This window comes from Streptomyces sp. CB03238 (assembly GCF_002099185.1).
Lineage (GTDB): Bacteria > Actinomycetota > Actinomycetes > Streptomycetales > Streptomycetaceae > Streptomyces.
This window is the reverse complement of sequence record NZ_NBCN01000018.1, coordinates 105,172-116,163: the sequence shown is the minus strand read 5'-3', so window position 1 is coordinate 116,163 and position 10,992 is coordinate 105,172. Positions and strand designations below refer to the sequence as shown.

Genomic DNA, 10,992 nt, shown 5'->3' with positions numbered 1-10,992 from the left:
GCCCGCACGGTCACCGCCCGCACCCCCGCAGCCCGCACGGCCACCGCACCTGTTCCCGCGGCCCGCGCCGCCCCGCTCCTGCGGCCCGCGCCCGCGCCGCCCTCATGCCGCGCCACCCACGGGCCCCGGCAGGGCCAGCAGGTCACTGTGGTGCACCACCACCCGCAACTCACCCGCCTCGCACGCCTCCAGGCGGCGCCGCAGATACGCGGTGGCACGCGGCGCGAGATCCGGCCGCTGCTCCCGCGCCGCGCCGACCCAGCCCCGCAGCCACTCGGCCGTCAGCGCGGAGTCACCGGCGCCGCCCAGCCGCCACGGGCTGGAGTGCGTCCGTACGGTCATGCCACGGCCCGCGAAGAGCTCGCGGGCCGCCGCGACGGCGTCCGGTCCCAGGAGCCGGCGGCCGTGGTCGAGCCGGCGCTGGTGGTCGTTGAACGCGCCGCCGATCGCGCCGTCCAGCGGGTCCGCCGGGGTCAGCTCCACCCGCCCCGCCACGGACAGCGCCAGCAGCGCCGGGCAACCCGCGCCCGCGCAGGCATCGGCCAGCCGGTCCACCTCCTCGCGCGTGAGCAGGTCCAGCAGGGCGGACGCCGTCACCAGACCGGTGCCGGAGAGCTCCCCGGCGGTGAGCCGGCCGATGTCACCGCGCCGGGTCGCGACCGTGACCCGGCTGCCGTCGGCGCCCGTACGCGGCAGCCGCGCGGCGGCCAGGCCGAGGAGAGCGGCATCGTGGTCGTGCAGGACCCAGTGCTGCGGGCCGCGCAGCCGGGGGACGAGCCAACGCCCCATCGAACCGGTGCCGCAGCCCAGGTCACGGACCACGAGCACGGCACCCGGCCACGGCCGGTCCGCGTCCAGCCGGCGCCGCAGCGGGCCGAGGAGTTCCGTCGCGCGGGCGTCGGCGTCGGCGCCCTCCCGCAGTGCCAGCCAGTCGGGGGCGAAGCGGGGTCTGTCGGTCACGCTCACGCGGCCTCCCGGGGTTGTTGCCGGAGCTGTTCCAGGGCCCTGGCCAGGCTCCGGGTGGTCGTCTCCCACCCGGCCAGCGCGGTACGCCGCCGTCGTGCGGCGACCTTCGCCCGGTGGCGTTCGCCGGGCTCACTGAGCCAGCGCCGCAGCGCCCCGGTGAGCGCGGCCGGGTCGTCCGGCGGTACGAGGACGCCCGGCACGCTGCCGTCGGGGGTGCGCCCGACCGCCTCCGGGAGCCCGCCGACGGCCGTCGCCAGGACGGGAACGCCGCGCGCGAGCGCCTCCGTCACGGCCATGCCGTACGTCTCGGCGTGCGAGGCGAGCACCAGGAGGTCCGCCCCGGCGTAGCTCGCGTTCAGCGCGGGCCCGCTCCGGGGCCCCGCGAGGTGGACGCGGTCGTCGAGGCCGTACCGCGCGATCAGTTTCCGCAGCCGGTCCACGTAACCGGGGTCCTGGCCGAGCCCGCCGACGAAGGAGCAGCTCCACGGCAGGTCGGTGACGGCCGCGAGGGCCTCCACCAGCTCGTACTGGCCCTTGCGCGGGGTCACCGAGGCGACGCACAGCAGCCGTGGGGCGCTCCCGGTCCCGGACGAGCTACCGGGCGCCAGCGGCCCGATGTCGACCCCCGGCGCGGCGACATGGACCCGGCCCGGGGCGAGCCCGTGGTGGTCCATGAGCCTGCCCGCCGCCCAGCGGCTGGTGGCGACGACCGCCGCCACCGCGCGCAGCGTCCGGCGCTCGGCGGCGTCCAGCGCCGCCGCCCGCTCCGGGGCGAGCCCCGTCTCGTCGCCGAGCGGCAGGTGCACCAGCACCGCCAGGCGCAGCCGCCCGGCCTCGGGGACGACGACCTCGGGGACGCCGCAGGCGACGAGCCCGTCGAGGAGGACCACTCCGCCCTCCGCCGACTCCCGCAACACCCGCGCCAGTTCGGCGCGCGCGGCGGCCGCGGGCCGTGGCCAGCCGCCCGCGACGACGTGCTCGTGGACCTGCCAGCCGACGCCGGGCAGGTCCCGGCACACCCGGCGGTCGTAGACGTTGCCGCCGCTCGGCGCGGCCGGGTCGTCGACGCCACCGGGCATCACCACCCGTACCGAGCGCCCGGGCGGACCGGCGTCGGTCGCCTCGTCGTTCACAGAGCCCGCTCGTAACTCGCCCACGCGATGTGCGACTCGTGCAGCGTGACCGTGATGCCGTCCAGCCCGCGCGCGCCCTCGCCCAGCGCCCCGGCGTGCACCCGGTCCGCCAGCCGGTCGGCGACGACCTTCGCCAGGAACTCCGTCGACGTGTTGACTCCCGCGAACTCGGACTCGTCATCGAGGTTGCGGTAATTGAACTCGGCGACCACAGCGCCCAGTTCCTTCGTGGCGAGCCCGATGTCGACGACGATGTTGTCGGCGTCCAGCTCGGCACGGCGGAAGGTGGCGTCCACGAGGTACGTCGCTCCGTGCAGACGCTGCGCGGGTCCGAACACCTCCCCGCGGAAGCTGTGGGCGATCATGAGGTGCTCGCGGACTGTGACACTGAACAACGGCTGTGACCTCCCGGTCCGTCCTGTGCGGGCCGGTTCTCCGGCCCCTGCTGTTCAGTACGGCCGGAGGGTTCCGTGCGTTCAGGCCGTGCCGTACGCGACCCGGTGGCACAGTCCGGGCACGTCACCGGCGGCGATCCCGCGCAGCACCGACGGCAGTTCCTCGAAGGCGCACTCGCCCGTGACCAGGGCGTCGAAGACGGGATCGGAGAGCAGGTCGAGTGAGAGCGCGAGCCGGTCTGCGAACGTCCGCCGGGAGCGCCGCGCCTCGGACACCCGCCCCACCTGGCTGCCGCGGACGACCAGACGTCCGGAGTGGAACGCCTCGCCCAGCGGCAGGCTGACCCGTCGGTCCCCGTACCAGCTCAGCTCCAGCACCGTCCCCTCCGGGGCGAGGAGCTCCAGCGACCGTACGAGGCCGGCCTCGGTGGCGCTGGCGTGGACGGCCAGGTCGCAGCCGTCCAGGGCGTCCTCCGGGAGCGCGAAGTCGACGCCCAGCGCGGCGGCGACGGTCGCGCGGGCGGGGTCGGCGTCCACGAGCTGGACCCGTACGCCGGGGAAACGGGCGAGCAGCGCGGCGACCGAGCAGCCGACCATCCCGGCGCCGACGACGGCGATCCGGTCGCCGACCAGCGGCGCCGCGTCCCACAGGGCGTTCACCGCCGTCTCCACCGTCCCGGCCAGCACGGCCCGCGCGGCGGGGACGGAGTCCGGCACCGGTGTCACGGCGCCGGCGGGGACGACGTACCGGGTCTGGTGCGGGTACAGGCAGAAGACGGTGCGGCCGACAAGTGCCCCCGGTCCCTCCTCCACCACACCGACATTGAGATACCCGTACTTGACGGGCCCGGGGAACTCACCCTCCTGAAACGGGGCCCGCATCGCCGTGTGCTGGCTCTCCGGTACGCCGCCGCGGAACACGAGGCGCTCAGTCCCCCGGCTCACGCCGGAGAACAGGGTGCGTACGACGACGTCGCCGGCGGCCGGCTCCGGCAGGGCCACGTCCCGTATCTCGCCGTGGCCGGGGGAGCGCAGCCAGAAGGAGCGTGCGGTGGGCTTCATCGGGTTCTCCTGTTGAACGCTGGGGTGGCGGTGCACGTTTGGAGAGTGGCGAGGCCGAGCGCACGGTGAGCGGCGGCCATTGACTCTGTCACAGGTCCGGAGGGTGTCCCGTGTCCGTGGGCGACATGTCCGAAGCACGTCCCGAAGCACGTCCCGAAGCACGTCCCGAAGCAGGTTCCGAAGCACATCCCGATGCGCGTTCTGATGCGGGTCCGTTGCGCCATGAGCCCGCCGTGGGGGCGGCCGCGCAGACCGGGCTGCTGCTCCTGCTCGGTACGGTGACGGGACTGGGGCCCGTGGGATGGCTGACGGGCCTGGCGTTCACGGTCGCCACCTGGGCCGTGCTCAGCCGTGCCCTGTGCCGCTCCTGGCCCCGGCCCACGCCCTTCGGCCCGGCCAACGCCGTCACCCTGGCCCGGACGACGCTCGTCGGGGGCGTGACGGCGCTGGTCGCGGAGCTCTTCGTGAGCCGGCCACCGGTCGTGGTCCTGGTCGCGCTCACCACGGTGGCGCTGGCCCTCGACGCGGTGGACGGCCAGGTCGCCCGCCGCACCGGGACGGCGTCCTCCTTCGGGGCGCGCTTCGACATGGAGGCCGACGCCTTCCTCATCCTGGTGCTGAGCGTCTGCGTCGCGCTGTCGATGGGCCCGTGGGTGCTGGCGATCGGCGCGATGCGGTACGTCTTCGTCGCGGCGGCCCGGATGCTGCCGTGGCTGAACGGGCCGCTGCCGCCGAGCATGGCCCGCAAGACGGTGGCCGCCGTGCAGGGCGTCGTCCTGCTCGTGGCCGCCGCCGGGATCCTCCCGCGCGTACCGGCGTACGCGGCGGTCGTGGCGGCGCTGTCGTTGCTCGTCTGGTCCTTCGCCCGGGACATCCGGTGGCTGTGGTGCGTCCGGGTGCCGGGCGGCGGCGTGGTCGCGGCGGCCCGGGAGGCCGCGCGCGGACGCGTGTGACCCCGGCTCATCGCGGGCCGTAGGCGGTCAGGAACCGGTCGCGGAAGGCGTCCATCCGCCAGACCGGGGCGTCCGGCCCGGGCTTCAGCCCGTCCTGCCAGCCCCAGCCGGAGATCCGGTCCAGCACGGCCGGGTCGCGGGCGACGATCGTCACGGGGACGTCCCGGCCGTAGCGGTCCCGGGTGACGGTCGGGACGGGCTGGTGGTCGCCGAGGAAGACGACCACGGTGTCGTCGTCGCCGTACCTCTCCACGTACGAGACGAGGCTGTTCAGCGAGTACTCGATCGCGCGCCGGTATGCGGTGCGCACCCGGGCGGGGTCCTGCCACACGTCCGTGGGGTCCTCGCCCGCCTTCTTGACGGACTCGTAGACGGAGCCGTCGCCCATCTCGTCCCAGCCGAGCATGGCCGGAATGGGCGCCCAGGGGTTGTGGCTGGAGGTGAGGATGATCTCCGCCATCAGCGGGTCACGGGCCGGCCTGCCGTGCTCCAGGCGCTCGAAGGCCGCCAGGCTGTACTGGTCGGGCACGGGCGTCCAGCTGAACTTGGGGCCCCGGTAGCCGAGGTTCCGGGAGTCGTAGACGTTGTCCAGACCGTAGAACCGCCCCTCCGGCCAGGCCCGTGTGACGCCCGGCATGATGCCGACCGTCCGCCAGGCTTCTGTCCGCCGGAAGGCACTGGTGAGGGTGAGGCGGTCGCCGGAGGTGAGGTCGCGGTAGCGCTGCTGGTTGTCGATCCACAGGCCCGACGCGAAGGTGGAGTGGGCCAGCCAGCTCCCGCCGCCCGTCGTGGGGGAGGTGAGGAAGGCACTGCGGGAGGAGAACCCGGCGGCGCCGAGCCGGCGCGATCCGTCCGCGAGCACCGCGCCGACGTCCGACGCCATGTCGGGGTCCTCGATCGCGTTGCGGCCGTAGCTCTCGATGAAGACGAACAGGACGTCCTTGCCGCGCAGCCCGGTCAGCAGCCGGTCGGCGGGCGTGCCGCGGAAGGCGTCGACGGCGGACTCCTCGGCGAACGCCTCCCTGTCCGCCACCCCGGCACGCACCTGCTGCACCCGGCTCCGCACGGTGTCGGCCGTGCTGCCGGAGGCGACCGCCGTGCCCGACACCTGCACCCCGAGGGCCGCGCAGAGCACCCAGACGGTCCCTGCCACCAGGGTGGTACGGGTCGTCACCGCACTGTGCCGGACCACGACGTGACTCAGCCGGACGACCGACAGCACCATCGCCACCAGCAGGGCGACGACGAGGACCCCGGCCCCGACGACGGCGCCGATCGCGCCGGCCGGGCCTATGGAGTCGCTGAGGAACGCCTCGGCGTCGTCGAACAGGATCCAGTCGAGCACGGGGTCGAACGGCCGGGCGAGGACGGAGTGGAAGCCCATGTCGAGGACGTTCAGGAGGGTCAGCAGGCCCAGGACCACCCCGGCGAGCACCGCCACCACCCGCCTGGCCCTCGGCCGTAGCACCAGCAGCAGCGCGGCGCCACATATCGCCTCCACCGGTAGGCGCGCGAACGCACCGGGCGAGAGGCGTTCCAGCCGGTCGGGCAGCAGCAGGGCCACGACCACCAGCACGGCGGCCAGCCCCGTACCCACCCGTGACGCCGCGACGCGCGGCAGCTGACGAGACGTCCCGATCGACACCCGAAGGTCCTTCCGTACGAAGCGCAGGGTTACGGCGGGCTCCGGCGCGCAAGCCGGGGCCGCCGTGGAAGGTACGGCCCGCCGGCCGGTGCCGTTCACGGCCGGAACACGGTGAAGGGGCGCGGGCCCCGGGTGAGCCGCGTCTCACCCGGGCGGTGGCGCTTGTCTATGCAACGAGTTGCATAGAAGGATCGGGGCATGGCGCTCGACCACGCGATCCTCGTGTCCCTGCTGGAGAAGCCGGGCTCCGGCTATGAGCTGGCCCGGCGGTTCGAGCGGTCCATCGGCTACTTCTGGACCGCCACCCACCAGCAGATCTACCGCGTGCTCAAGCGCATGGAGAGCGACGGCTGGATCGATGTCCGCGAGGTACCGCAGCAGGGCCGACCGGACAAGAAGGAGTACTCCGTCGCCGCGCTCGGGCGGGCCGCCCTCTCCGCGTGGCTGCACGAGCCGATCGAACCCGAGAGCGTCCGGCACGACCTCGCCGTGAAGATCCGTGGCGCGGCCTTCGACGACCCGGCCGCGCTGATCCGCGAGGTGGAGCGGTACCGGCAGGTCCACACCGAGCGGCTCGCGCACTACCTCACGGGGGAGCACCGGGACTTCACGGGACCGGACGCGCCCCGCGCGCCCGGACCGCCCGACGCGGGGCGGGAGCTCCAGCACGTGGTGCTGCGCGGCGGCATCGCGTACGAACGGATGACGCTCGCCTGGCTCGACGACGTACTCGCCACCCTCCGCCGGCTCGCCGCCGGTCGCTGACCACCCCTCACGCACACACCTCCCCGGAAAGGCGGACACCCATGGCCGACCCGCTGCTGTTCAACCCGCGCACCTACGACCCTGCGCACTTCGACCCCGAGACCCGCAGGCTGCTGCGCGCCACCGTCGACTGGTTCGAGGAGCGCGGCAAGCGCAAGCTGATCGAGGACTACCGCTCCCGCGCCTGGCTCGCGGACTTCCTCGCCTTCTCCGCCAAGGAGGGGCTGTTCGCCACCTTCCTCACCCCCGCGGCGGCCGGGGACGGCCACCCGGACAAGCGGTGGGACACCGCACGGATCGCCGCCCTCAACGAGATCTTCGGCTTCTACGGACTCGACTACTGGTACGCCTGGCAGGTCACCATCCTCGGCCTCGGCCCGGTCTGGCAGAGCGACAACGCCGCCGCCCGCGCCCGCGCGGCCGAACTCCTCGACCAGGGCGAGGTGTTCGCCTTCGGCCTGTCCGAGAAGACCCACGGCGCCGACATCTACTCCACCGACATGCTGCTGGAGCCCGACGGCCAGGGCGGCTTCCGCGCGACCGGCTCCAAGTACTACATCGGCAACGGCAACGCGGCCGGACTCGTCTCCGTCTTCGGCCGCCGCACCGACGTCGAGGGACCGGACGGGTACGTCTTCTTCGCCGCCGACAGCCGCCACCCGGCGTACCACCTGGTCAAGAACGTCGTCGACTCGTCGAAGTACGTCAGCGAGTTCCGCCTCGAGGACTATCCCGTGGGCCCCGACGACATCCTGCACACCGGCCGCGCCGCCTTCGACGCCGCCCTCAACACCGTCAACGTCGGCAAGTTCAACCTGTGCACCGCCTCGATCGGCATCTGCGAGCACGCGATGTACGAGGCCGTCACCCACGCCCACAACCGCATCCTCTACGGCCGCCCCGTCACCGCCTTCCCGCACGTGCGCCGCGAGCTGACCGACGCGTACGTCCGTCTCGTCGGGATGAAGCTGTTCAGCGACCGCGCCGTCGACTACTTCCGCTCCGCCGGGCCCGACGACCGCCGTTATCTGCTCTTCAACCCGATGACGAAGATGAAGGTGACCACGGAGGGCGAGAAGGTCATCGACCTGATGTGGGACGTCATCGCCGCCAAGGGCTTCGAGAAGGACAACTACTTCGCCCAGGCCGCCATCGAGATCCGGGGCCTGCCGAAGCTGGAGGGCACGGTCCACGTCAACCTCGCGCTGATCCTGAAGTTCCTGCGCAACCACCTGCTGAACCCCGCCGAGTACGAGCCGGTCCCGACCCGCCTCGACGCGGCGGACGACGACTTCCTCTTCCGCCAGGGACCGGCCCGTGGCCTGGGCTCCGTACGCTTCCACGACTGGCGTCCCGCCTTCGACGCGTACGCCCACCTCGCCAACGTCGCCCGCTTCCGGGAGCAGGCCGACGCCCTGTGCGAGTTCGTCACCACCGCGGCGCCCGACGAGGAGCAGAGCCGTGACCTGGACCTGCTGCTCGCCGTCGGTCAGTTGTTCGCGCTCGTCGTCCACGGTCAGCTCATCCTGGAGCAGGCGCGCCTGACGGGCCTCGACGAGGACGTGCTGGACGAGCTGTTCGCCGTTCTCGTCCGCGACTTCTCCGCGCACGCCGTCGAGCTCCACGGCAAGGACTCCGCCACCGAGCAGCAGCAGCTCTGGTCGCTGGGCGCGGTCCGCCGCCCGGTGGTCGACGAGGCCCGCTCGGCCCGGGTCTGGGAGCGCGTCGAGGCGCTGTCCGGCGCGTACGAGATGACGCCGTAGCCCTCCGGCGAACCGTGTGCGGGCCGGTGGGACCGGGTGGTCAGTCACCCGGTCCCACCGGCCCGACTCATGCGGATGTCTGTGGGCTCCGCAGCATGGACGAGAGCGTGCGGTCGAGGATGTCGGGCACGTCCCTCTTCCTGAGCCGGCGGGCCTCGGCCTCGGACGCGGCCGCGTGCAGCAGGCTGTAGAAGGTGGTCACCAGCCAGCCCACGGGCAGGTCGGAGCGGAACACCCCTTCCTCCTGGCCACGCACCAGGATGCGCTCCACCCGTCCGAGGACCTTCTCGTGGTGCGCGCGGCGGCGGGCCGGGGCGATGACGCCTTCGGACGCCGACAGCAGGAAGGCGTGTCGCTCCAGGATGCGCCAGCTCGACCGTACGAGGCGGGAGAACGCCTCGTCGGCCGGGCCCTCGTCGAGGTGCTGGTCCTGGAGGACGGCGTCCGCCTGTTCCACCGAGTGCGCCAGAACCGCGTCGAGCAGCGCTTCGCGGGACGGGAAGTGCGCGTACAGGGTGACCCGGCTGACGCCGGCCGCGCCGGCCACCGCGGTCATGCTGACGTGCGGGTCCTGGACGAAGCAGTCGAGAGCAGCGGCCACGATGGTGGCGATGCTGCGCTCGGCGTCGGCGCGGCGGACCTTCTGATGCGGGCTGGGCATGTGGGGAGCGTATGTCACCCCGGTGCCACGTGCCACCAACCGAATATCTTGAACAATGCTGTTCAGTTTAAGGGTGTGTTGCCCTACGCTGATTCTTAACAGTGTTGTTCAAGTTAAGGAGTTCCGGTGACACAGCATCAGGCGACGCAGCACCTTGCTCAGGCACAGACCGGTCCACCGGACCCACGCCGGTGGGTGATCCTGGCGCTGCTGTGCACGGCGCAGTTCATGCTGATCGTCGACGTGACCGTGGTGAACGTGGCGCTGCCCACGATCGGTGACGAGCTGACGCTCGGCGCCGGCGCGCTGACCTGGGTCGTCACGGCGTACACCTTGTTCTTCGGCAGCCTGCTGCTGCTCGGCGGACGGGTCGCCGATCTGCTCGGCCGGCGGCGTGTGTTCCTGGCCGGACTGGCCGTGTTCACGGTCGCCTCGCTGGTGTCCGGGCTCGCGGAGAGCGGCGGTGTGCTGATCAGCGCCCGCGCTGCCCAGGGCGTGGGTGCCGCGATCATGTCACCGGCGGCAATGGCCCTGGTCATGTCGGTGTTCCACGGTCCGGAGCGCCATCGCGCCCTCGGTGTGTGGGCGGCTGTCGGCGGCACGGGTGCCGCCTTCGGTGTCCTCCTCGGCGGGGTTCTGGTGTCCGGCCCGGGCTGGGAGTGGGTCTTCTACGTCAACGTCCCGATCGGTGTCCTCGTGCTGGTCGCGGTCCCGGCCCTGCTCAAGGAGCAGACGGCCGGACAGGGGCACGGACGTGGCCACGGCCACGGCCACAGCCACAGGCACGGACACGGGGTGATGCCCGGTGTGGACATCCCCGGCGCGTTGACGATGACCGCCACACCCGCGCTGCTCATCTACGGTCTGATCCAGGCCAGGGACCACGGGTTCGGCGATGCGTCCGCGTGGCTGCCGCTCGTCGGCGCGCTGGTCGGAGCCGCTGTGTTCGTCGTGGCCGAGCGGTCCGCGGCCGCGCCGCTGGTGCGACTGCCGTTCCTGGCCCGTCGCCCGCTGCTGGGCGGCTGCCTCGTCATGCTTGCCGCGTCGGGCGTCCTGATCTCGGCCTTCTTCCTGTGCTCCTTCTACCTCCAGCACGTGCTCGGTTTCTCCGCGCTGAAGACGGGCCTCGTCTTCCTCCCGGTCGCCGTGGTCACCACCGTGGGCGCCCACCTCGGCTCACAGGCCGTCGCGCGGCTGGGCTGGCGGGTGACGGCCGGTGCCGGGCTCGGAGTCGCCGCGGCCGGGGCGCTCCTGCTGACGGGACTGGAGCGGGACGGCAACGCGTGGACCCAGGTGCTGCCCGGATTCCTGCTGCTGGCCTTTGGGCTGGGAGCCGGCTTCGTCTGCGCCGTCACCAGCGCCATGCACGGTGTGGAGCACGCCGACGCGGGCCTGGGTTCCGGGCTGGTGAACACCGGTCATGAGCTGGGTGCCGCCCTCGGTATCGCGGTGGTGGCGGCCGTCGCCGGGGCGAGTCTGGAGGGCGGCGGGGCGGCGGGCGCCCCGTCGGTCGAGGGTTTCGGAGCCGCGTTCGCCACCTGCGCGGTCATCTGTGCCGTGGTCGCCGTGGCGAGCCCGGCTCTGCTGCCCAAGGGGCGCCCGGACCCGTCGGCAGGTCCGGTGTTCGCCCACTGACACCCGCGCCCGAC

Annotated in this window: 10 protein-coding genes; 4 read left to right on the top strand and 6 right to left on the bottom strand. The window is 73.0% G+C overall.

The window, feature by feature from the left end:
• Positions 1–102: 102 nt before the first annotated feature.
• The 4 genes from BKD26_RS28580 to BKD26_RS28565 form a co-directional block, all read right to left on the bottom strand.
• On the bottom strand, positions 103–966 hold the full coding sequence (locus tag BKD26_RS28580; RefSeq protein ID WP_084903968.1) for an SAM-dependent methyltransferase: 864 nt from the start codon (positions 964–966) through the stop codon (positions 103–105).
• Positions 963–2,045, bottom strand: coding sequence for a glycosyltransferase family 4 protein (locus BKD26_RS28575; RefSeq protein WP_084904087.1), 1,083 nt, complete (start codon positions 2,043–2,045; stop codon positions 963–965). The genes BKD26_RS28580 and BKD26_RS28575 overlap by 4 nt, the downstream gene beginning before the upstream one ends.
• 50 nt (positions 2,046–2,095) lie before the next feature.
• Positions 2,096–2,494, bottom strand: a complete 399-nt coding sequence (locus BKD26_RS28570) for a 6-carboxytetrahydropterin synthase (RefSeq protein ID WP_084903965.1) — start codon at positions 2,492–2,494, stop codon at positions 2,096–2,098.
• Between the two features lie 81 nt (positions 2,495–2,575).
• Positions 2,576–3,556 (bottom strand): zinc-binding alcohol dehydrogenase, encoded by a 981-nt coding sequence (locus BKD26_RS28565; RefSeq protein ID WP_084903962.1) that lies wholly within the window; start codon positions 3,554–3,556, stop codon positions 2,576–2,578.
• Between the two features lie 215 nt (positions 3,557–3,771).
• Here BKD26_RS28565 and BKD26_RS28560 point away from each other — a divergent pair, with 215 nt between their 5' ends.
• Positions 3,772–4,509 carry a CDP-alcohol phosphatidyltransferase family protein gene (locus BKD26_RS28560; protein WP_241518890.1) on the top strand — a complete coding sequence of 246 codons (738 nt, stop codon included), beginning with the start codon at positions 3,772–3,774 and terminating at the stop codon, positions 4,507–4,509.
• 7 nt (positions 4,510–4,516) lie between these two features.
• Here the strand turns inward: BKD26_RS28560 and BKD26_RS28555 are convergent, their stop codons facing one another.
• On the bottom strand, positions 4,517–6,154 hold the full coding sequence (locus tag BKD26_RS28555; protein ID WP_347105695.1) for a sulfatase: 1,638 nt from the start codon (positions 6,152–6,154) through the stop codon (positions 4,517–4,519).
• A 198-nt stretch (positions 6,155–6,352) separates the two neighbouring features.
• Between BKD26_RS28555 and BKD26_RS28550 the strand changes: the two genes are divergently transcribed.
• Both BKD26_RS28550 and BKD26_RS28545 read left to right on the top strand, forming a co-directional pair.
• Positions 6,353–6,919, top strand: a complete 567-nt coding sequence (locus BKD26_RS28550) for a PadR family transcriptional regulator (protein ID WP_084903959.1) — start codon at positions 6,353–6,355, stop codon at positions 6,917–6,919.
• A 41-nt stretch (positions 6,920–6,960) separates the two neighbouring features.
• Positions 6,961–8,682 (top strand): acyl-CoA dehydrogenase family protein, encoded by a 1,722-nt coding sequence (locus tag BKD26_RS28545; protein WP_084903955.1) that lies wholly within the window; start codon positions 6,961–6,963, stop codon positions 8,680–8,682.
• 67 nt (positions 8,683–8,749) lie between these two features.
• On the opposite strand, the gene BKD26_RS28540 is transcribed toward BKD26_RS28545, so the two are convergent.
• Positions 8,750–9,343 (bottom strand): TetR/AcrR family transcriptional regulator, encoded by a 594-nt coding sequence (locus BKD26_RS28540; protein ID WP_241518889.1) that lies wholly within the window; start codon positions 9,341–9,343, stop codon positions 8,750–8,752.
• 126 nt (positions 9,344–9,469) lie between these two features.
• On the opposite strand from BKD26_RS28540, the gene BKD26_RS28535 reads away from it, so the two are divergent.
• Positions 9,470–10,978, top strand: coding sequence for an MFS transporter (locus tag BKD26_RS28535; protein ID WP_084903950.1), 1,509 nt, complete (start codon positions 9,470–9,472; stop codon positions 10,976–10,978).
• Positions 10,979–10,992 lie beyond the last annotated feature (14 nt).